Origin of the sequence: Mycobacterium sp. IS-1264 (assembly GCF_001954195.1) — a bacterium.
Taxonomy (GTDB): domain Bacteria; phylum Actinomycetota; class Actinomycetes; order Mycobacteriales; family Mycobacteriaceae; genus Mycobacterium.
This window is the reverse complement of the sequence record NZ_MBES01000054.1, coordinates 53,341-74,559: the sequence shown is the minus strand read 5'-3', so window position 1 is coordinate 74,559 and position 21,219 is coordinate 53,341. Positions and strand designations below refer to the sequence as shown.

Here is a 21,219-nt window from a genome sequence, read left to right as displayed (position 1 = left end):
AGTCAGTCTCAATAAACGGTCGCCGGTTCGCGCTAGCGGGTCTCGCGGTGCGCCTGATGCTTGCCACAGTTCGGGCAGAACTTCTTCAGCTCCATCCGGTCGGGGTCGTTGCGGCGATTCTTCTTGGTGATGTAGTTACGGTGCTTGCACACCTCGCACGCCAGGGTGATCTTCGGCCGGACGTCGGTACTGGAAGCCATGACGGTTCTCTCTCAAATCTCTCAAAGTGCGTTGTTGTGTTGTAGCGATGGCCGGACTCGAACCGGCGACCTAACGATTATGAGTCGTTCGCTCTAACCGACTGAGCTACATCGCCTTGTCCACCCTGGGTCGGGGCCGCCACGCCTGCTCGGCATCCGCCGAGCCCCCTAACGGAATCGAACCGTTGACCTTTTCCTTACCATGGAAACGCTCTACCGACTGAGCTAAGGGGGCCGTTCGCCCGAAGCGACCAGTCGTCCCGCGGGCCTAAAAGAGGGTACAGCCTGGCCCGCAACGGCACCAAACCACAGGCGCGGGACCGGAGTTGCCGGGGGGAAGGTCTAGCCGGTGTCGCTCCTGCGGTGCGGTTCCCAGGCGCTGAGGTCGCTGAACTCGTCGTAGTCGCCGTCGCGCTGATCTTTGTCTGCGGCATCGGTCTCGCCGAGCAAGGTCCGCAGCGCGAGGTGGATGGCCTCGCGCGCGTCCGCCAGGTGGTATCGGCGTATGGCTTCCTGGACAAGCTCGAAGTCCACGTCGATCTCGAACTTCTTCAGCATGGGCTAACGATACCCAGTACGGACCGGTTGAAGCGGTTTGCTGCCAGGCGCGCCGGAAGCACACCGCGGCGGGTCATAGTCTGGTGACGTGTCAGATTCGTCCGAAGACCGGCTGTACTTCCGTCAACTGCTTTCCGGTCGCGATTTCGCCGCCGGCGACATGTTTGCGACACAAATGCGCAATTTCGCCTATCTGATCGGCGACCGGCGGACCGGAGACTGCGTGGTGGTCGACCCGGCGTATGCCGCGGGCGACCTTCTCGACGCGCTGGAGGCCGACGGCATGCACTTGTCCGGGGTGCTGGTGACCCACCATCACCCCGACCACGTGGGCGGGAACATGATGGGCTTCGAGCTCAAGGGACTCGCCGAACTGCTGGAGCGAGCCAGTGCGCCGGTTCACGTGAATACCCATGAGGCACTCTGGGTTTCGCGGGTTACCGGGATCGGGCTGGGCGACCTCACCACCCACGAGCACCGCGACAAGATCAGCATCGGCGACATCGAAATCGAGCTGCTGCACACGCCGGGTCACACGCCCGGCAGCCAGTGCTTCCTGTTGGACGGCCGGCTGGTCGCGGGTGACACGTTGTTCCTGGACGGCTGCGGGCGCACCGACTTTCCCGGCGGCGACTCCGACGAGATGTATCGCAGCCTGCAGCAGCTCGCGGCGCTTCCCGGCGATCCGACCGTGTTTCCGGGGCACTGGTATTCCGCCGATCCCAGTGCCTCGTTGTCGGAGGTCAAGCGGTCCAACTACGTGTACCGGCCCGCCAACCTCGATCAGTGGCGAATGTTGATGGGCGGCTGAAAGACTCAGCGGCCTTTCTCCTGAATGCGGCGATATTCGCCTGGCACCTCTACTATCAGTCCAGCGAAATTTCGTGCGATGACAGATAAGCGGAGGGTCGTTTCAATGGGGTGGATCCAGGACAGCTGGCACGGGGTCACCGATGTCGGGTCCAGCACCTGGCTGGCGTGGGCGGCCTGGGCGGCCATCGCGCTCGGTGTCGTCGCGCTGATATTCGCAAACCGGCAGATCAACCGCAGTCGCCGGTTGGCGTCGGAGCAGACCCGCCCCCACGTCGCCATGCTGATGGAGCCCCACGCCGCCGACTGGCACGTGATCGAGCTCGTGGTCCGGAATTTCGGTCAGACCGCGGCGTATGACATCCGCTTTTCATTTCCAAATCCCCCGACGGTGGCCGAATACGAAAATGCCTCGGACGGCTACGCCGATGTCGTCCCACTGCAGCTTCCCCGCGAACTGCCGGTACTGGCGCCCGGCCAGGAATGGCGGATGGTGTGGGATTCTGCGCTCGACCGCGGCGAAATCGGGAGTGGTATCGAGTCGCGCTTTACCGGCAAGGTGATCTACTACGACCGCCCCGATGCGCCGCGCGGATGGCGGTTCTGGCGGCGCGAGCGCCGCCCGCTGGAAACCAACGTGGTGCTGGACTGGGATGCCCTGCCACCCGTTCAGCGCATCGAGTTGATGACGACGCACGACCTGGCGAAGCGGGAAAAGCAGAAGCTGGAACTGCTGCGCGGGCTGCTCACCTACTTCCACTACGCGAGCAAGGAAACGCGTCCCGACGTGTTCCGCAGCGAGATCGAACGAATCAACGGCGCGGTGCAGGAAACCCAGGACCGGTGGCGCACGCGGCAGCTCGACGAGCCGACCGACGTCAGCCTGCGCTGGGGTAACGCCGAAAACGAACTGGGCAAGCATCGCGGCCAGCACGTGTGACGGCGGGCGGCGGCGGCCAATCGGACCCTGACGTCGATCTGATTCAATCGACTGCGCGTCCGTACCGAAGGAGTGAGCCATGAGCGGCCCGGTCACCTACAGCCGTAACGAGTCCATCGCGGTCATCCGGATGGACGACGGCAAAGTCAACGCGCTGGGCCCGACCATGCAGCAGGCCCTCAACGAAGCCATCGACCGGGCCGATAGTGACGACGTGGGCGCGGTGGTGATCGCCGGCAACGAGAGGGTGTTCAGCGGCGGATTCGACCTGAAGATTCTTACCTCCGGTGAGGTCCAGCCGGCGATCGACATGCTCAGGGGCGGCTTCGAGCTGGCGCATCGACTGTTGTCCTACCCGAAGCCGGTGGTAATGGCCTGCACCGGTCACGCCATCGCGATGGGCGCGTTCCTGTTGTCGTCCGGCGACCACCGAGTGGCCGCGCACGCGTACAACATTCAGGCCAACGAGGTCGCGATCGGGATGATCATCCCGTATGCCGCCCTGGAGATCATGAAGCTGCGGCTGACGCGGTCGGCGTACCAGCAAGCCACCGGCCTGGCCAAGACGTTCTTCGGCGAGACCGCCCTCGCGGCGGGCTTTGTCGACGAGATCGTCCTGCCCGAGATGGTGCTCAGCCGCGCCGAAGAAGCCGCGCAGGAATTCGCCGGCCTGCACCAGCACGCCCACGCCGCGACCAAGTTGCGCGCCCGCGCCGACGCGCTGGCGGCCATCCGCGCCGGGATCGACGGGATAGAAGCCGAATTCGGCGTGTAGTTCGGCGTGTAGCTCTCCCCGCAGGCGTTGACCAGCTGAAAGTTGGCGCGATGCAACATGATTCAGTTTTGCGGAGAAGGCGATGCGGTTGCCCGGGCAACCGCCTCCCCTCATGTCGCCTCCTCCATTCGGAAGTCTGACACGTTTGCGCGATGCCGTCACTTCACCCCGTGAGCAGGCGTTTCGGCCCGAAAGGGTGACCGTCAACCGGCCCAGCGGAAGCGCTTGAGATACGCGGTCCAGTCCCACGTCGCCAGAAACTCTTGCGCCGCCTCGTAACCCCTGTCGTAGAGCTCTTCGAGGCGCCCGGGCGCGACATCGAAGTCGAGCACCCCCACATTGGTCGACTCGACCGGGATCGCGCGGGCGGCGACCCACGGCCGGTTGAGGTGGGTCTGGTCGTGGCCGGCCAGCATCGTGGTGAGCAGGCTTTCCAACAACGCGGTCTGTTCGAAGAAGCGCAGGGGTTTCAGCGCGGGCATCACCGCGAGGATGCCCTCGTTGAGCCTCGGCAGCACCGTGATCCCGAACGTGGGCCAGCGTGGCGGTTTGCCGTCGGGCCGGTCGAAGGTGTCGATCGGGAAGTTCGAGAGCACACCACCGTCGACGAGGGTCGACGTCTCGCCGCTCGCGCTCGTCAGCTTGACCGGGCGGTAGAAGAACGGGATCGCCATCGAAGCGCGCACCGCCTCGGCGACCGGCTGCTCGTCGGGGTCCAGGCCGTAAAGGCGCCGGTAATCCCAGGGCAGCCGCACCAATTGCGCCGCGGTCAGGTCGGCGACAGTGACCACCAGCTTGTATTGCCATCCCTCGATCGGGTGGTCCTCGTCGAGGACCAGATCGCCGAAGGAGGTGACGCCAAGGTTCTTCAGCTCGCTCCGAATCCAGTCGTAGGCAACATCGCCGCGGTACATGCTCGTGTCCCGCACCAGTCCCCACGCGGCACCGAGGAAGGGGACGGGCCCCGCATCACGCCACTGGTTCAGCGGTACCGAGAAGGCGAGTTCCTTCATGTCCGCGCTGCTCAGCTGGCCGCCTTTAGACCCGGCCGCCAAGATCGCGGCAACCACCGAGCCGGCCGACACACCCGAGATCCGCTTGATCGAGTAGCCGGCATCCATCAGCGCGACGATGGCGCCCACCAGACCGATGAACTTCACGCCGCCACCGGAAAGCACCAGATCCACCGATTTCGGCTGTGCCGCCTTGACCGCCATCTAGTTCTCCGCCGAAACCCAGTCGTAGGGAAGGAATTTCCCGTCGAATGTCACCACCACGCGGTCGCCCGACGGGTGCGGCTTCTTTTGCAGGTCGACGCTGAAGTTGATCGCGCTCATGATGCCGTCGCCGAACCGCTCGTGAATCAATTCTTTGATGGCGCCTCCGTACACCTGAAGCGCTTCGTAGAAACGATAGATGGTGGGGTCGGTCGGCACCGTCGTAGGCAGTCCGCCACGCATGGGCGGGGCGGCCAGCACGGCTACCGCCGACTCGTCAAGACCCAGCATCTCGACCAAGACCTTGCCGAGTTCGACGGGGATGGGGTGCTGACCGAGCAGTGCTGAGGTGGTCCACACGACCGGCCGGCCGATAGCATCCGCCAGCTCCTGCCACGTCAGGCCGCGCGCGAGGCGGGCAACGACGATCTGCTCGGTGACTTCGTTTCTCGTCATGCGTCCCAGCATGCACGCCTGACCTAGCCGGGTTTCGTCGCGGTGACCAAGCGGGTGGCGAACCACGGCCCGCCGTACCACATGCGCCATCCCAGGTTGCGGCGCCGCACGTCGAGCCAGCCCAGCTCGCGCAGCCGCGCGGCGTGCTGACGGGTCTCCCATAGGTCGGCGATGGCCAGGCGGCCACCCGGCCGCAACACCCGAACCGCTTCGTCCAAGGCCTTCCGCCGGCCGGCGCGTTTCGGAATGTTGTGGATGGCCAGGCTGCTCACGATCACGTCCACGCTCTCGTCGCCCAACGGCAGGGCCGTCATGTCGGCGGTGTACACCTCGACGCGCTCGGCGACGCTTTCCAGGGCCGCGTTGGATAACGTTGCCTCCTGGGAGTTTTCGGTCTGATCGGCCCGCCACAGGTCGACGCCCACCGCGCGGCCCTGCGGCAACCGCTTGGCCGCGGCCAGCAGCACGGCGCCCCGCCCACACCCGAGGTCGAGCAACGTTTCGTCGCCGCGCAGTCGTAGGTTGTCCAAAATGTCGTCCCAGGCGCGAAACTTGCCCCATCTCGTTGCGTAGATGTAGGAGGCGGCCGTCGCGAGAATCTCGACCGCCGACGCTGCCGCGAGCGACGCCGCCAATCGGTTACCGCGGGCCAGCGCGAAGCCGGCCCCCGCGAGCAGGCCAGCGGAAGTGGCTGCGACGCCGGCCAATTGCGTTCCGGCGGACAGGGTGTGGAAAGAGCCGTCGTATCCGTATTCGCCCTTCCGGGTTCCGGTGGTCACCGATTCACCAGCGGCCACGGTGGACGACCTCGTCGAACGGGCGCCGATTCGGTTTGCGGATCGGGGCCAGGGGCCGGTCGGCGGGATAGCCGATGCCGAGCATGAAGGCCACCACGCGGTCGTCGGGGACGCCCAGGATGGCGCGCGCCTTCTCCTGATCCCCCACCGATGAATGGCCGGTGCCGATCCCCAGGTCGGTGGCCGCGATCATCATCGCCATCGTTGCCTGGCCGACGTCGTAGTTGTCCGTCACCAGCCGGCGCTCGTCCGGCGGCACCGGCACCACGATGACGATCGCGGCCGCGGCCGCGGCGATGTGACCGGCACCCATCCAGACCGTGGATAGCTCCTTGAGTTGAGTCGGGTCGGTGACGATCACGAAGTCCCACGGCTGACGGTTTTTCGCCGACGGCGCCCGCCATCCGGCCTCGGCGATCCGGTTCAGGTCGGCCTCCGGCACCGGTTCCGCCGTGTATTGCCGTACGTTGCGCCGGGCGCGGATCGCGTCCCACGTTTCCATCTCGTCCCCTCTAGTGCGTGGTTCCGGATTGTGCCTTGGCGGCCATCTGCTTGAGCATGTCGTCGTGGATGATGTCGATCCGCGAGCGGGCCTCCGCGCAGACCAGTGGGTCGCGGATGACGGTGAGCTGGTTGTCCTGCCTGGTCTCTCCGCCCTGGGACCAATTCGTGGAGCCCGTGACGACGTCGACCCCGTCGATGATCACCATCTTCAAATGCATGATCGCCGACTTCTCGCTGTGGCCGATCGCAATGCTATTGCCGGTCTTGTCATTCAGCCACTCTGCCAGTAGACCGCGCTCGGCGACCCCTTTGGCTTGGGTGGAGTCGAGACTCAGCTGCACATAGATCTTTTCGTCCTGCAGCTTGGACTTGAGGACCGAATTGAGCTCCGGGTCGTCGTAGCCGTACATCGCCACGACGAGGCTCTTGTTGGCGGAAGTCAGCAACGCCTTGAGCGCCTCGTGCACTCGGTCGACGGGGCTGTAGAAGGTGCGGGTGTGGTCGGGATAGCCGGGTGGGAACGGCGCGGCTTTGTACTGGTCGAGTTCGGGTAGCGAATCAAGTGCCATGACAGTTGCTCCTCTACAACGCTGGAGTCGTCCAATCCGGCTGGGCCGCGCTGGCCTGTACCTGCGCGGCGCTCAGCTTCGGCAAGTATCCCGGGTCTGCACGGCGTCGCACCAGCACGCTGGGGTGCAGCAGAGCGTCGGGAGGGATCGGCCGACGCCGCCGCCCCACCAGGTACCACAGTTTGCCGTTGTCGTGGATCGTCGCGGTCGCGAAGTCCTCGGTCACAGCGCACCGCTGGCGGTAGTCGTCCGCGTCGATCGCCAGCTCGTGGGCCACGCCGTCGACGATCCACTTCAGCGCGATCGTGGCGAGCCGGTGGTCGGGCATGAACGTGCCCCCCACGTCGGCGTGCACGCCGGCGAACCACCGCTCCTCAAGGCCCAGCGGGTGCCGTTCGACGAGGTATTCGCGGTAAGGACGGCGGCGTTCGTCAATCGAGACGGCGTGGCGGATGCGCGCCACGTTGGGCAGCGTGCGCGTATACGGCCAGCGCAGGGCGCCGAACCGCAGGAAGCCCGCCGCCTTGACCGTGTCCCATAGTCCCAGGTATGCCACCGGCACCGCGTAGTGCCACACCTGATTCGGGTTGTTCTGGCGCACAGTCGAAAACAGTGGCTCGCCCTCGGTGCGCCAGCAGAATGCGCGGGCAAACTCGCCCCAGAGGTCGTACTCGTTCTTGGTGAAATCCCGGTTGATAGCGTACTTTTCGATCGCGTACGGCAGCAGATTCTCCGAACCGGGCCGCATCAGCCCCGGCCGCAGCAGCATCCCGGCCAGCGCGCGGGCGGTATACGCGCCGCGGCTGAACCCGAATATGTAGATCGCATCGCCGGGCCGCCAGTGTTCCATCAGATACCGGTATGCCTGTGCCACATTGTCTTTCAGGCCCGCACCGAATGCCTGCTCGAATAGCAGCGACGCGGTGCGACGCAGCCCCGAGTGCGCGGCGGCGGGGGCCAGTGTGCCCACGCCGGGGTCGTAGTAGGTCAGTTGACTGGTTGGATCGTCCTTTGCCAGCAACTCGAAGAGCTTGGCGACATTGGTTAGGTTGCCGGCCCCGATTTGGTTGGCGGTGCCGTCAAGGCAGACCACGATCCGCTTGCGCCGCGGCGACTCGGGGCGTTCGGTCATGGTGAGGGCCTCCCATGTCGCATAGTAAGACGATTGCGGAAGAATGACGCCCGATGCCCGACGACGACGGTCCCGCACCGGCGACCCAACCCACGTCCCGACGCAGCCACATCGTGCGGCTCGCCGTGTTCGCCGCGTTCTTGGCCGCGATGTTCTATCTCTTGGCCGTCAAGCGAATTGTCGACATCGAGGACCTGCGCCGCGTGGTGTCGGCGACGGGCCCGGCGGCCCCGCTCACCTACGTCGTGGCGTCGGCCGTGCTGGGCGCGATGTTCGTGCCGGGCTCGATTCTGGCGGCGGGCAGCGGGCTGTTGTTCGGCCCCATTGTGGGCGTCTTCGTCACGCTGGGCGCGGCGGTGGGCACCGCGATCGTCGCCAGCCGCCTGGGCCGTCGGGCCGGCCGCAACAGCGCTCGGGCACTGCTGGGCGCGGCACGCGCGGACCGCATCGACGCGCTGATCGAACACGGCGGGCTGTGGGCGGTGGTGGGTCAGCGCTTTGTCCCGGGCATATCGGATGCGCTCGCCTCCTACGCGTTCGGGGCATTCGGAGTTCCGTTGTGGCAGATGGCCGTCGGTTCTTTCATCGGTTCGTTGCCGCGCGCTTTCGCCTATACCGCGCTGGGCGCATCGATCGGCACTCGGTCGCCCGCTTTGGCCTACGCGGCGATAGCGGTGTGGTGCGTGTCGGCCGTCGTCGGTGCGTTCGCCGCGCGACGCGGGTACCGGAGTTGGCGTCACCACGCCTGCCACGAAAAAACCGGCGGCACAGCGGATCCGGATGCCGAGGCGCGCTGACGAAACGCCGCTTCAGCGGGCCGGCGTCAGCATCTTCTTCCACCCCTCGTCGCCGATGTTGGTCGAGTTCTCAACGGAATAGACCACGCCGTCAGGCCCCACGACTTTGCCGCTCTGCACGTCATAGATTGCAGCGGAAAGCGAATCCGGGGTGTAGACGCACGGATTGGGCTGCTGCCCGTTGCAGCGGACGGTGCCCGATCCGGGTCGCTGCAGCGGGTCGCTGACCGGGGGCGGCGTGCCCGGCAGCCGATCGGCGGGCAGCGGGTTGAGACCGTTGTTGACCGACGGTGCGGGGATCACCAGACCGGGTTTCACCGGCTGGTCACACCGCGCGGCCGGGGCGGGGCACGTCAGGATCTGATTCGGGTCTCCGTACCACGGATTGGTACCCAGCGGCACATACGGCTCGCTGCTGCGGCACTCCCGCGGGGACGCGGCCCGCTTGCCCGGCACGTCGGCGCACGGGTAGTTGCGTGCCCCACGGACGACGTTCTGCGCGTCCATCGGAATCTTGCAGTAGGTCCCACTGGGTAGCGGCGCGGTGCTGGTATCGGCCGGCGCCCGCCATTCCGATGCCGGCAGGAAGCCGGTCAGGCACGGCGGTGGCTGGTTGAGGGACAGGGCGCCGACGCCGAGTGCCGCCTGACCGGGAAATTCCGAGGTAACCGACTGGGCGGCGGCTGCGGACTGTGGCAAGAACACCAACGCCTGCTCGACGCCGTTGTGATAGCGCTTGAGCATGTCGATCACGACCTCGAGATTGGCCAGCGTCTGCGGTAGCGATTCCCGCACATCGCCGAACGTGGCGTTGACCTGCTCGGCGGTCGGTGCGGCGTTGGACAGGATGCGACGAATCGCTTGATCCTGCTGCGCGGTTTGCGCGGTCAGCGTGTTGAGGTTGGCGGCCCAGCGCGCGATGTCGTCACCCGAATTGACCTGGCTGTCGATGATGGGCGCCGAATGGTCGACGATGTCGTCGACATCGCCGATGCTGCCGTTGAAGTCGTGGCTGATGCCCTCGGCGGCGTCGACCAGGCGCCGAAGCGACGGCCCCAGCCCACCCAGGGCCTGCGATGCCTCGTAGAGCAGTGACGCCACCTTGTCCTTGGGCAGCACGGCCAACCCACGGTTGGCGGCATCGAGCGCCGGGCCGATCTGGCTGGGGACCGTGCTTCTGGTGATCGTCTGGTTGTTCTCGAGGTACGGACCGCCGGTGCGGGTGGACACCAGGTCGAGGTACTGCTCACCGACCGCGGACACGGAGTGCACATTGGCCCACGTGTCGGTCGGGATCTGGTAGCCGTTGTCGATGCTCATCGTTGCCCGCGCACCGCGCGCGGTCGGGTCGACGGCGGTGACCGTCCCTATGGTGATGCCCCGATAGGTGACGTTCGCGGTTCGATAAAGCCCACCGGACTGCGGCAATTCGGCATAGAGCGTGTATCGCCCGATGCCGACGAGACTGGGTATCCGCAGGAAGTACCAGCCCAACACCACGATCGCAGCGACCGCCATCACCACCAACAGCACCAGTTGGGTTTTGATGAGGCGAGTCAGCATCTTTCACTCGCCCCGTTCCACCAGAGGTCCGCCCGGGGCGTCGTTCGGGTTCGGCGTATAGCGGACGTCCGGGATCATCGTCGCCGGATCGCGGCCCCACGCCTGCTCGAGCGCTCGGAACATGCCGGACAGTCCCGTTCCGCTCAGCAATGCGTTGTCCAGGGCGGACAAGGTCAGGTCGATGCCGGCCGAAATGTTGATGTAGTCGCCGCGGATCAGCTTGGGGACACCGTCGATGTTGAACGGCGCGGTGAGGCCCAACCGCAACGCATCGACCGTTAGCGGCGAGGCCCGCTCGAGCTGAATGAGCGGCCGCTGCAAGGAATCCAGGTTCTGGCGCAGGTTGCGCCGCGAATCCGATAGCGCCCGGTTGGCGGCGTCGCTGAACCGCCCCAGGGATTCGACGGCGTCGGCGAACAATTCGCGGGTGTCGGCGAAGTGGCGGATCAGCGGTGGGATGTCGGTGAGCACCCGATCCAGCGTGTCGTTGTGGTCCGCGATGGCGGCCAGGAGTTCGTTGGTCGAATCGATTGCGCGGGTCAGATCACCGGTTCGCCGATTCAGTTCGGCGGTGAATGTGTCCAACCGCCCGAGGAATTCGCGAACCTGATCGACATGGCCGTCAAGGGCATTGAGGATCTCGTTTTGGATCACCTCGAGGTGTGTGATGCCGCCTCCCGTGAGGATGACCGCGATGCTGGCCAACGTCCGTTCGACGGTGGGGTATGCCGAAGAGTTCGCCAGGCCGATGGTGTCGCCAGCCTTCAACGGTTGCGGCGACGGGTTTTTCGGCGCGGCCAGCTCCACGTGCTGAGTGCCCAGCAGGCTGGTCTGGCCGATCTTCGCGGTCGCGTTTGCCGGAAGCTGCACGCTGGGATCGATATCCAGCGTCAGCGTCGCGATCCAGTTCTTCAGCCTGATGTCACGCACCGTGCCGACCCAGACGTCGGCGACCCGCACCCGGCTATTGGTGTTCAGTGCCAGCGTGTCGGGCACCTGGACGTAGATCCTCATGTGGCCCGCGCCGGTGCCACGGCCGACCGGCAGCGGCACGTTGGCGATGCCACGCCAGGTGCACGAACTCAACACCAAGGCCATCAGCAACACCAGGCCGCGGCGCGCGGCGCCGACGATCACGCGCTTCACCGGCCCGGCCCCGGCTGTGCGGGCTGCGAAAACCACGGCGGCGCAGGCGGATTGGACTCGTCATAGGCGTTCGGCGGCCCCGGCAGGTTGCTCGCCGGCGGCGGCGGCGGGGCGTCCGGACCACCCATCAGCTCGGCCAGCGAGTCCGGGGTCAGCACGTTGGCCGTGAACGGCTGAACCTGCGTCCCCTGCATCCCGGGCGCGACCACCCAGCCCGGTTCATGGTTGCCGTGCGAAAAGGGTGTGTCCGGCGAGAAGATCCCGGGGACGGTGGTGTCCTTGTACCCCGGCGGTGGGCGCAGCCGGTCCTCGGAGTACGCCACCTCCTTGGGCAAGGTGTCCGCCGAGCTGAAAAAGTTCGCGCTGAACGGTAGGTAGTTGAACTTGATGGAGTCCAGCACCGGCGCCAGATACTGTGCGCACAGCTCGGCCGAGTCCTGATAGCCGAGCCGGCTGCCGGCCTGAATGGAGCTGCAGATGAAATGAATCGGGTTCGCGAAGTTGGGAAATACGAACGACCCCACCAGCGAGCTGTGCGCCGGATAGTAGATGTTGTTGATGTTGCCCGCGAACGTGGGCAGCACGTGCAACGCCGTTTCCAGACCGTCCCGCGGCTCGGGCTGCAGGAGCGCGGTGGTCGCGTCGGCGAGGTTGTTGACGTCGTGGCTGAGCGCGGACCTGTTGTCGTTCACGAACTTTCGTGTGATGGCGAGCACCTCGTCGACCCGCGCGACCGTGTCGGCCACATCGTGATCGGATTTGGTGAACCAATCGGTGAACTGAGCCAGGTTGTCGTTGAGGGCGACGAACTGTCGGTCGTTTTGGTACAGCGCGCCGATGAATTGCGCCAGGCTTCGGGTGATCGAGACGAAGTCGCCTCGCCCCTCGTTCAGCGCGGTCAACGCCTCGGACAGGCTGTTCAGGGTGTCGTGGACCTGTTTGCCCTTACCGGCCAGATTGTCGGCGGCCGATTCGATGAGCTCGCCGAACGGGCCCTCCGGCTGCTGCGGTGTTGGGCCGAGCTGTCGCAGGATCCCGTTGAGGGAGTCGCGCAGCTGGTCCCACTCGACGGGCACCTGGGTGCGCTCGACGGGGATCACCGCGCCGTCCTTCATGACCGGTCCGTCGGTGTAGGCCGGTGACAACTGGATGGTGCGCGAGGCCACCAGGCTGGGGTTGAGTATCGATGCGGTGGCGTTGAGGGGCACCTTGTATTTGTTGCTGTAGTGGAAGGTGACTCGCATCTTGTCGCCGGCCGGCTCGATCTTGTCGATCGAACCCACCCGCACGCCCATGATCTGGACCTTGTCGCCGGGGTAGAGCGCGAGGGTCTCGGAGAAATACGCGACAACGCTCGTGTTGGTCAGCTTCCGGTAGAGCTGCACCCCGACGACGAGCGCGACGAGGCCCAACACCGTTACCAACGCCGCGGCGAGCAGTGCCTTGCGCGACACTTTGGGCAGTCGAAGGCTGCGAATGTCGAAGATGGTGCTCATTGGCTGCTACCTCCCGTCCCGCCGGGCGTGATGAACGGCGCCGGCAGCTGCGGTCCCGGTCCCGGTGGTGGGGCCGGGCGCGGCGGCAGGCCCGGCGCCAACGTCGACGGTGGCGGTGTCGGGCCGGCCGGCCCCAGCGGTTCGGTGCGCGCGCCGGGGGGCGCGTGCGGCGGCAGCGGCGCCGGTGCGCCCGGAACATCCGGCGGCGTCTCACCCGGGCGGCCTGCGATCGGGATGCCCGGTTCTGGTTGCGGCCCATCGGGTTTGGGCGCAGACGTCTGGACGTCGAGCGGCGCCGGGAATGCGGGTCCACCGAACGGGCCGATGGCGGCGCCCGCGCAGGGCAGCGGATTGTCGGGCCGCGGCGAGGCGCCCGGCCCCGGCGTGTAGGAGCACGGCGATCCGGGCGGGACGGCCGGCCCCGGATGCTGCGGTGTGCCTTCCAGCACCGTCGGCGCCGGCGGAGGCGCGCCGTTGGGGAACCGGGTGCCGTTGGGATCGGGCCACCGGAATTCGGGCAGCCCGGCACTGCGCCAGAAGTTCTCGGGGTCGATGCCCCGCTTTTTGAACGCCGCGTCAACCCACGGCTGAAGGACTTGGTAGGGAAGCAGATTCGCGACCATCGCCTTGAAGTACGGCCCGGAAGCGACGGCCTCGGTCAGGGATGCGGTGTATCTGCTCAGCAGTACCAGCACATCGGCCAGGTCGTTCTTGCGCTTGACCAGTTCGTCACTGACCGTACCCAACTGCGCCAGCACATGATTGAGGTTGGGGTTTTCCTTAAAAAGACCGGACACGTGGGCTGACACGTCCGACACATTGCTCAGCAGAATGCTCAGCGCCTGGCTGCGTTGCTTGAACGAGGCCAGCAGCGTGTCGGCATTGACCAGCAACCCGTTGAACTGGCCACTGCGGTCGCCCAGCACCCGGGCGATCTTGTTGGTGTTGGCCAGCAGTTGCTTGAGCTGCTCGCCTCGCTTGCCGATGGTGTCCGAGAATGCCCTGACCCCGTCGAGGGCGGCACTGAGATGCGGAGCGGTCTGATCGAAGGTCTCCGACAACACCTTGAGCGAACGTTTGGTGGCCTCGATGTCCCAGCCCTTCGCCGCCTTCGTGGCATCGACGAAGGCGTCGTAGACCTGGTATGGCGTGGTGGTTTGCGCCAACGGAAGGAAACCGTTGGGCCGCAACGGCTCTGAACCACGCGGTTCGATCTGCATATTCTTGCGGCCGAGAATGGTCTCGGTGCGAATCGCTACCCGGCTTTGCGTCCCGACCGTCCTACCATCCAGCGTGAACCCGACCGCCACCCTGTTGCCGCGGATCGCCAGCGAGCGCACCAGACCGACGTCCACCCCGGAGATTTCCACCTTGTCGCCCGTATTGATCCCGCCGGTGTCGGTGAATTCCGCGTAGTAGGTGGGCGTGGCGAACAACATCGGCACACTGGTGAAGGTTTGTCCCACACCGATGATGAGCAGCGTGACCACGACACCCATCAGCCCCACGCGGCCGCGGTTGGATTCCGTCAGCGTCCTCATTGCGGCGTGCACCTCCCGGTGGGCTGCCCAAAGAGCTTGATGGTGCGTACCGGACCGCCGGGCTGCAATCCGTTGACTTTCAACGAGATGTCGCACAGGTAGAAGTTGAAGAAGTCGCCATAGGTGCCGCCGGCGCGGCCGATGATCCGGTACGCACCCGGCAGCTTGCGTAACACGTCGTCGAGGGTCGGCAGATCGTGTATCAGCGACTGCTGGATTCCCTCCAGGCGTCCGAATGTGCTGTGCAGCAGGGACCGGTCCTCCCCCAGCAGGTCGGCCAGGGTTCCCGCGGCGCCACTGATGTGGGCTACCGCCGCCGCCAACGGATCGGCCCTGTTCTTCAGCCCGGTGATCAACACCTCTAACTTGTCGACCGTTGTGTCGAACTCCTTTTCATGCTTGACCGCCGTCGCCAGCACCGTGTTCAAGTTGGTGACTATCTCCCCGATCGCCTGATCCTTGTCGGCCAACGTTGCGGTGAGCGAGGCGGTTTGGTCGAGGATGTCGTTGATGGTGGCGCCCTGTCCCTGGAACACGGTGATGATCGACTGGGCGAGCCTGTTGACCTTGTCCGGGTCCAACGCCTTGAAGAGCGGACGAAACCCGCCGATCAAGGCGTCCAGATCCAAGGCCGGCTGCGTGTGCTCGAGCGGGATGGTGCCGCCCGGGGACAGCGGCTGGCCGAGGTCGCCGCGCTTGAGCTCCAGGTAGCGGTCGCCGATCAGGTTGAGGTAGCGGATCGACGCGGTCGTCGCCTTGTCCAGCGACAGCGAGTCATCCACCGTGAAGGCCACCAAAACCCGCCTGTCCCCGTCGATCAACGTCACCTTGGAGACCTTGCCGACCTCCACGCCCGCCGCCCGGACGAACTGCCCGGCCCGCAGCCCGCTCGCGTTGGAGAACACCGCGGAATAGCCGGTGGTGCGATCGAAACGCACTTGGCCGAACACGATGATGATCACCACGGTGAACACGAGCAGAACCAACCACACGATGCCGAGTTTGAGTGCCGTGCCAGTGGTTTTCATGGGTTGATCGTGTTCTCCCCGTATTGGCGTCCCCAGACGTATTCACCGAACAGTGGCTGGCCCAGCTCGAGGTGGTTGTACGGCGCGAGGCTGGCGCCGGTGTCCATCACCAGATAGGGCGCCGGCCACAGATCCCGGGTGATCGTCTGCCAGCAGCCCGGCCGCCCCCCGGGCCCGCCGTGGGCGTTCACGCGGGGCAGATTGTCCGGATAGACATAGGGATTGGGTGCCGGCAGCAGCGTTCCGTATGCCGCCAGCGAATAGCCGTTGCCGCCGGCCGCGTTCAGGATCAGTGGCGCGGCGTCGTGAAAGTTGCGCGTCGTGCAGAACAGCTCGGGACTGTAGGTGTCGAGCAGCTCGGCGGTGGGGACCAGATCGGCTGCGCCGCGCACCAGATACGGCCCGCCCCTGGCGAAGATGTCCTCACCGGTCTTGCCCGCGGCCGCCGCCGCCAACAACGCGGCGTCCAGTTCCCCCTGCTGCCTGGTCAGTGTGCGGGCGGTGGTCAGCGCGTTCTGCAGAAAGCCCCACAGATCCGGCGAAGCGCGCGTGTAGATCTCGCCGAGATCCGCCAACCGCCGCACGTCGTATCCGAGCCGCTCGACGCGCGGGTTCAAGTGCTGCAGAACCTGATTGCCGTTGACCAGCGAGTCTCCGAAGCCCCCGCCCAGCCCGTCCAGCGCCTGCGCCAGCGCCGAGAGCGTCGCGTTGAGTTCGACCGGATCCACCTTTTCGGCGATCGAGGTGATCGACTCGAACAACGTGTTGAACTCGGTGGTCACCGACCGCACGTCGATGACGTCGCGCGGCGAGATCCGTTGGGGTAATGGGTTTTCCGGTGAAGACAGTGCCACATACTTGTTGCCAAACAGGGTGGCGGCCTCGATGGTCGCCACCACGTTGGCCGGAATCAGCTTCACGAACTCGGGGTTGACCTCCAACGCCAGCTTTGCCGCGGGGCCGCGGTCACGCTCGATCTCCGTGATGCTGGCCACCCGGCCGATCGCGACCCCGTTGAAGGTGACTTTCGCTCCGGGTTCCATCACCAGCCCCGCCCGCGAAGCCACCATGGTCAGCTCGGTCTTCGGGGTGAAATCCCCCCGAAACTGCATGTACACCAACACCAGAACCAACGCGGCGACTGCCAACAAGACGACACCCTCCACGTACAGGAGGACCCGTCGACTCTTGCGCGTCAGCTGCGTCGTCATGGGTGTTACACCGTGAGATTGAAGTTCGGGTCGACGCCGTAGAGCGCCAACTCGGCCAGCAGGACCACCACCACCACCGAGACCAGAGAAAACCGCATCGATCGCCCGACGGCCTGGCCGACGCCGACCGGTCCACCACTGGCGGTGTAGCCGTAGTAGCAATGGGTGATCATCACGACCACCGCGATGATGACGACCTGCACGACCGACCAGCCGACGTCCTCGGGGCGCAGGAACGTACGAAAGTAATGCTCATACGTGCCGTTCGACTGTCCGTAGAGGATCGTCGTGACGACCTGTCCCGACGTGAAAGCCATGTCGAGGGCCAGCGCGTACAGCGGCACGATCACCACCAGCCCGCCCAGGATCCGGGTGGACACCAGAAACGAAATCGACTTGATGCCCATGACTTCCAGCGCGTCGATCTCCTCGCTGATCCGCATGGCGCCCAGCTGGGCGGTGGCGCCGGCGCCGACCGTGGCGGCCAGCGCGACACCCGAGACGATGGGAGCGGCCACCCGTGTATTGGCCAGTGCCGCAAAGAATCCGGTGAATGCCTCGACGCCGATGTTGCCCAGCGACGCGAAGCCCTGGATGGCGATCAGCGAGCTGCCGGACAGCGTCACGAAGCCGATGATCGCGACCGTGCCGCCGATCACGGCCATCGCGCCGGTGCCCATGCCGATCTCGGCGATCAGGCGCAGCGTCTCGCGGCGGTAGCGGTGTAGCGCCCAGGCGATCTGCATGACGCTGATCCGGGTGAACCTCGCGAAAGTCCCGATCCGTTCCAGCCTTCGGGCCGCGCCGCCGCCATAGCGGTTGAGGTTGGCGGCCGTCCGCGGGTAGCGCGCGCGCAGTATGACTCGCGTCGACACGTCAGCGCCCCGTTCCGAACCGCACGCCGATGGTGGTCAGCACCACGTTGACCGCGAACAGCGCGATCACGCACAACACCAGCGTTTCGTTGACGGCGGTGCCGACGCCTTTGGGACCGCCCTTGGTGGTGAGGCCGCGATAACACCCGACCAGGCCGGCGATCGCTCCGAACGTGGCGGACTTGACCACCGAGATGACCACCTCGGGTAAGCCGGTGACAAGGGTGAGGGTGCCGACGTAGGCGCCGGCCGAAATGTGTTGGATGAAAACACCGAAGACGAAACCACCGACCAGGCCGATGGTGATCACCGCGCCGTTCAGCAGTGTGGCAACGATCGTCGCGGCGACCACCCGCGGCACCACCAGCCGTTGGATGGGGTCGATGCCGAGGACCTCCATCGCGTCGATTTCCTCGCGGATGGTGCGGGCACCGAGGTCGGCGCAGATGGCGGTGGCGCCGGCCCCGGCGATCACCAGCACGGTGGTCAGCGGGCCCAGCTGCGTGACCGCGCCGAGCGCCGCGCCCGCGCCCGAGATGTCGGCGGCGCCGAACTCGGCCAACAAGATGTTGAGCGTGAAGATGATCAGGACGGTCAGCGGAATCGAGACGGCGAGGGTCGGCAGTAACGAGACACTCGTGATGAACCAGCCCTGCTCGATGGTCTCCCGCCACTGGAAAGGGCGCCGAAACAGCGCCTTACCGGTGAGCACGCAGGTCCGGTAGAACCCGCCGACCGCATCGACCCCGGGCTGGAGCTGGCCACGGAGATACGTGGTGATCACGGTGGCGGTGCTCATCGCCGGATCCCTTGGCGGTCGAGGGCGGCGATCATCGTGGTGTTGGCGAGTTCGAGTGCGTCGTGGGCGGCTTGCTTCGCCCCGGCGGTATCGCCTGCGCATATCGCGGCGGCCAATGTTCGGTAGGCGTCCGGGCGTTTGGCGTCGGCGGCCATCGCGCGGCCCAGCGCGGCGAGCGCAGGCTCGTACGCGGCGCGAAATGCGTTGTACATCAACCGAAATACGATCGAGCCGGTGCCGTCGACCACGTGATCCCAGAACGCGAGCGTGTCGCGCTGCCACTGGACCGGGTCCCTGTCGGCCTCGAGGAGGTGCAACGAATCCTCGAGCAATTCGGCCAGTTCCGGTTCGTGCCGTTCGGCTGCCAGCTCCGCGACCTTCGGACCGATGCGCAGGCGGGTCTCGAGGATGCTGCGGAAAACGGCGGGGTCGACCTCGCCGTCGCGAAACAGCAACCGGGGCAGTAGGTCAAGGCCGGCGTGCCGCCGGAAATCGCGCACGGTGGTGACGCCGCCGTGGCGCACCTCGACCAGGCTGGCCGCCGAGAGCCGCTTCAGTCCCTCGCGGACGGCGGGGCGCGATGCCCCGAAAACCTCCGCCAACCGGCGCTCGCTGGGCAAGGCCTGACCGGGCCGCATCTCGCCGCTGAGCACATCGGCGGCGATCTCCTCGAATACCTTTTCCGGCACGGATCGGCGTACCGGCGGTAACGGCATGCGGCCAGTGTGGCTGGTGTGACGCTTGTAAAGTGGTCAGACCACCGGCGTGTCGCGAATCTTTCGCCGCGTGAGTTTCGTACCGCATTGGGCCGGCGAGCGTGCGGCTGGCCGCACGTTCGGGCTCGAGTGTGCGGCCAGCCGCACGTTCGGCGACGCGCCGCTGGCTTGCCTACCGTTGCGCGGCCACGAACAGGTTTCCCGGCATGGTGTCCGCGACCTCGTGGGGGGCGCTGCGCCCATAGCCGGCCATCAGCTCGTTGGACGGCGTCACCGTCACGCCCCAGCCGTGGCGCCGGAACCAGTCACCGACGTCTTCGCGCTCCTCGAAGTAGAACAGCTCCTCGTTGTTGGGAACCTCCCGCTGCGGGTCTACTTCGGTCATGACGGCACGGATCCGCTCCATCCGCGCCCGACGCTTGGCGCGGAACTCCGGGTCGTGAAATCGGGGGCCCAGCGCCTCCACGGCGACACGGCTGCCGTTGGCCGCCAGCGCGTCAACGCGCTCGAAGAGCAGGTCCTGGGCCGCGGCCGGCAGGTAGGGCATCAACCCCTCGGCCGACCAGGCACTGGGCGCCGACGCGTCAAAACCGGCCTGGCGCAACGCCGTCGGCCAGTCCTGACGCAGGTCCACCGGGACGGCGATCCGGTTGCAGGCCGGCTGTGCCCCGTGCTCGTCCAGTGTCGCCGATTTGAACTCCAGCACCCTTGGCTGGTCCAGCTCGTAGACCGTGACGCCGTCGGGCCAGGGTAGCCGCCAGGCCCGGGAGTCCAGTCCCGCGGCCAGGATCACCGCCTGGCGGATGCCCGCGCCCGTCGCGTCGATGAAGAATTCGTCGAAAAAGGCCGTGCGGCATGCCATGTAGCCGACCATCGCCTGCATCTGCAGCCGAATCTCGGGTTCGGCGTCGAGGAGCTTGGAGGGCAGCTGCGATGCCGAATACCAGTTCCACAGCCCATCACCCGCCGCATCGAGGAACACGCGTGCGAACGGGTCGCGGATCATCGGGTTGTCGCTCTCGGTTTCCGCCGCGCGGGCCGATGCCACCCCCAGCGCCGTCGTCCCTACGCTCTCGGTGATCTCCCAGGTGTCGTTGTCGGTTCTGGCCACGCTCAGTTCCCTTCCGTCCGCTCGCCCGTCACGAACAGGGTCCGCGGGGCGGCGCCTTCGATGTGCTGCGGCGGAGTCCGGTCGTAGCGGGCCATCAGTTCCTCGGCCGGCGTCACCGTGGTGTCCCAGCCGTGGCGGCGCAACCAGGCGTCGACGTCTTCGCGCTCCTCCAGGTACCACAGGTCCTGAACCTCGGGGATCTCCCGCTTCGGCTCAAGTTTGGCCATCAGCTCGCGCACCCGTTGCATCGTCTCGCGCCGCTTTGCGATGGCGTCCGGGTCGACGAAGTCGGGGCCGGGTGCCTCCACCGCGATCCGGCTGCCGGCGGCACCGAGCGCCTGAACGCGCTCGAAGAGCAACTCCTGTGCCGCCGCCGGCAAGAACGGCAACAGCCCCTCGGCCGACCACGCGCTCGGCGCGGAGGCGTCGAAACCGGCCTGCTGCAACTCCGCCGGCCAATCGTGCCGCAGGTCCACCGGGACATGCACCGCGTTGCACTTCGGCTCGGCACCGCTGTCGTGCAACGTCGACGACTTGAATTCCAGCACCCGGGGCTGGTCGAGCTCGTAGACCGTGACGCCGTCGGGCCAGGGCAGCCGCCACGCCCGCGAGTCCAACCCTGCCGCCAGGATCACCACCTGATGCACGCCCGAGCGGGCGGCATCCAGGAAGAACTGGTCGAAAAACAAGGTCCGCGCGGCCATGTAGCCGACCATTGACTGCATGCGCGGCTGTAGGTCGGGTTCGGCCTCGGCGATCTCGGCGGGCAGGTCCGGTGCGGCGAACCAGTTCCACATACCGTCTCCCGCAGCGTCGAGGAACACCCGCGCAAACGGGTCGCTGATCAGCGGGTTCTCGCTCTCGGTTTCGGCCGCGCGGGCCGCCGCCACGCCCAGCGCCGTCGCGCCCACGCTCTCGGTGATGTCCCAGGTGTCGTTGTCGGTTCTCGCCACGCTCACGTCCTCCAATTTGCTAGCA

Annotated in this window: 22 protein-coding genes, 2 tRNA genes and 1 pseudogene; 4 read left to right on the top strand and 21 right to left on the bottom strand. The window is 66.3% G+C overall.

Features of this window, described 5'->3' with window-relative positions:
* Positions 1-32: 32 nt before the first annotated feature.
* The 4 genes from rpmG to A5744_RS11205 all read right to left on the bottom strand — a co-directional run bounded on the left by rpmG (position 33) and on the right by A5744_RS11205 (position 758).
* The gene (rpmG, locus tag A5744_RS11220) at positions 33-200 is read right to left on the bottom strand and encodes a 50S ribosomal protein L33 (RefSeq protein ID WP_007167776.1); all 168 of its coding nucleotides are present in this window, start codon (positions 198-200) and stop codon (positions 33-35) included.
* Between the two features lie 42 nt (positions 201-242).
* Positions 243-316 (bottom strand) — tRNA-Met (locus A5744_RS11215).
* A 46-nt stretch (positions 317-362) separates the two neighbouring features.
* Positions 363-435: transfer RNA gene (locus A5744_RS11210), tRNA-Thr, on the bottom strand.
* Positions 436-542: 107 nt separating this feature from the next.
* Entirely contained in the window at positions 543-758 is a 216-nt protein-coding gene (locus tag A5744_RS11205) for a type II toxin-antitoxin system VapB family antitoxin (protein ID WP_076060948.1), read from the bottom strand.
* Positions 759-846: 88 nt separating this feature from the next.
* Here A5744_RS11205 and A5744_RS11200 point away from each other — a divergent pair, with 88 nt between their 5' ends.
* The 3 genes and pseudogenes from A5744_RS11200 (at position 847) to A5744_RS11190 (ending at position 3,283) form a co-directional block, all read left to right on the top strand.
* On the top strand, positions 847-1,569 hold the full coding sequence (locus A5744_RS11200; protein ID WP_076060946.1) for an MBL fold metallo-hydrolase: 723 nt from the start codon (positions 847-849) through the stop codon (positions 1,567-1,569).
* 78 nt (positions 1,570-1,647) lie between these two features.
* Positions 1,648-2,516, top strand: a pseudogene (locus tag A5744_RS11195) (hypothetical protein); the annotation flags it as partial.
* 71 nt (positions 2,517-2,587) lie between these two features.
* On the top strand, positions 2,588-3,283 hold the full coding sequence (locus A5744_RS11190) for a crotonase/enoyl-CoA hydratase family protein (RefSeq protein ID WP_076060943.1): 696 nt from the start codon (positions 2,588-2,590) through the stop codon (positions 3,281-3,283).
* Positions 3,284-3,486: 203 nt separating this feature from the next.
* Here A5744_RS11190 and A5744_RS11185 read toward each other — a convergent pair whose 3' ends face one another.
* From A5744_RS11185 to A5744_RS11160, 6 genes are read right to left on the bottom strand one after another with little or no spacing between them, the layout of a single operon-like run.
* On the bottom strand, positions 3,487-4,500 hold the full coding sequence (locus A5744_RS11185; protein WP_076060941.1) for a patatin-like phospholipase family protein: 1,014 nt from the start codon (positions 4,498-4,500) through the stop codon (positions 3,487-3,489).
* On the bottom strand, positions 4,501-4,968 hold the full coding sequence (gene cynS, locus A5744_RS11180; RefSeq protein ID WP_076060940.1) for a cyanase: 468 nt from the start codon (positions 4,966-4,968) through the stop codon (positions 4,501-4,503).
* 11 nt (positions 4,969-4,979) lie between these two features.
* The gene (locus A5744_RS11175) at positions 4,980-5,735 is read right to left on the bottom strand and encodes a class I SAM-dependent methyltransferase (protein WP_139331314.1); all 756 of its coding nucleotides are present in this window, start codon (positions 5,733-5,735) and stop codon (positions 4,980-4,982) included.
* 4 nt (positions 5,736-5,739) lie between these two features.
* Positions 5,740-6,255: a nitroreductase family protein gene (locus A5744_RS11170; RefSeq protein ID WP_076060936.1), complete on the bottom strand. Its 516-nt coding sequence runs from the start codon at positions 6,253-6,255 to the stop codon at positions 5,740-5,742.
* A 10-nt stretch (positions 6,256-6,265) separates the two neighbouring features.
* Positions 6,266-6,826, bottom strand: a complete 561-nt coding sequence (locus A5744_RS11165; RefSeq protein WP_076060934.1) for a phospholipase D-like domain-containing protein — start codon at positions 6,824-6,826, stop codon at positions 6,266-6,268.
* Positions 6,827-6,839: 13 nt separating this feature from the next.
* Positions 6,840-7,958, bottom strand: a complete 1,119-nt coding sequence (locus tag A5744_RS11160) for a DUF2235 domain-containing protein (protein ID WP_076060933.1) — start codon at positions 7,956-7,958, stop codon at positions 6,840-6,842.
* Positions 7,959-8,011: 53 nt separating this feature from the next.
* Here A5744_RS11160 and A5744_RS11155 point away from each other — a divergent pair, with 53 nt between their 5' ends.
* Positions 8,012-8,755, top strand: a complete 744-nt coding sequence (locus A5744_RS11155; RefSeq protein ID WP_076060931.1) for a TVP38/TMEM64 family protein — start codon at positions 8,012-8,014, stop codon at positions 8,753-8,755.
* Positions 8,756-8,767: 12 nt separating this feature from the next.
* Here the strand turns inward: A5744_RS11155 and A5744_RS11150 are convergent, their stop codons facing one another.
* From A5744_RS11150 to A5744_RS11100, 11 genes are all read right to left on the bottom strand, one after another.
* Positions 8,768-10,318, bottom strand: coding sequence for an MlaD family protein (locus A5744_RS11150; RefSeq protein WP_076060929.1), 1,551 nt, complete (start codon positions 10,316-10,318; stop codon positions 8,768-8,770).
* Positions 10,319-10,321: 3 nt separating this feature from the next.
* Positions 10,322-11,416 (bottom strand): virulence factor Mce family protein, encoded by a 1,095-nt coding sequence (locus tag A5744_RS11145; protein ID WP_139331313.1) that lies wholly within the window; start codon positions 11,414-11,416, stop codon positions 10,322-10,324.
* 44 nt (positions 11,417-11,460) lie between these two features.
* The gene (locus tag A5744_RS11140) at positions 11,461-12,960 is read right to left on the bottom strand and encodes a virulence factor Mce family protein (protein WP_076060925.1); all 1,500 of its coding nucleotides are present in this window, start codon (positions 12,958-12,960) and stop codon (positions 11,461-11,463) included.
* Entirely contained in the window at positions 12,957-14,501 is a 1,545-nt protein-coding gene (locus A5744_RS11135) for a virulence factor Mce family protein (RefSeq protein WP_076060924.1), read from the bottom strand. The genes A5744_RS11140 and A5744_RS11135 overlap by 4 nt, the downstream gene beginning before the upstream one ends.
* Positions 14,498-15,529, bottom strand: a complete 1,032-nt coding sequence (locus tag A5744_RS11130) for an MlaD family protein (RefSeq protein ID WP_076060922.1) — start codon at positions 15,527-15,529, stop codon at positions 14,498-14,500. Before A5744_RS11130 ends, A5744_RS11135 begins: the two co-directional genes overlap by 4 nt.
* Entirely contained in the window at positions 15,526-16,740 is a 1,215-nt protein-coding gene (locus A5744_RS11125; protein ID WP_076060920.1) for an MCE family protein, read from the bottom strand. Before A5744_RS11125 ends, A5744_RS11130 begins: the two co-directional genes overlap by 4 nt.
* 5 nt (positions 16,741-16,745) lie before the next feature.
* Positions 16,746-17,615: an ABC transporter permease gene (locus A5744_RS11120; protein ID WP_076060919.1), complete on the bottom strand. Its 870-nt coding sequence runs from the start codon at positions 17,613-17,615 to the stop codon at positions 16,746-16,748.
* Between the two features lies 1 nt (position 17,616).
* Positions 17,617-18,414 carry an ABC transporter permease gene (locus A5744_RS11115; protein WP_076060917.1) on the bottom strand — a complete coding sequence of 266 codons (798 nt, stop codon included), beginning with the start codon at positions 18,412-18,414 and terminating at the stop codon, positions 17,617-17,619.
* Positions 18,411-19,130 (bottom strand): FadR/GntR family transcriptional regulator, encoded by a 720-nt coding sequence (locus A5744_RS11110; protein WP_076060915.1) that lies wholly within the window; start codon positions 19,128-19,130, stop codon positions 18,411-18,413. Before A5744_RS11110 ends, A5744_RS11115 begins: the two co-directional genes overlap by 4 nt.
* 172 nt (positions 19,131-19,302) lie before the next feature.
* Entirely contained in the window at positions 19,303-20,241 is a 939-nt protein-coding gene (locus tag A5744_RS11105) for a class I SAM-dependent methyltransferase (RefSeq protein WP_076060913.1), read from the bottom strand.
* Between the two features lie 2 nt (positions 20,242-20,243).
* Complete coding sequence (locus tag A5744_RS11100; protein ID WP_076060971.1) at positions 20,244-21,194, bottom strand: class I SAM-dependent methyltransferase; 951 nt, start codon at positions 21,192-21,194, stop codon at positions 20,244-20,246.
* Positions 21,195-21,219 lie beyond the last annotated feature (25 nt).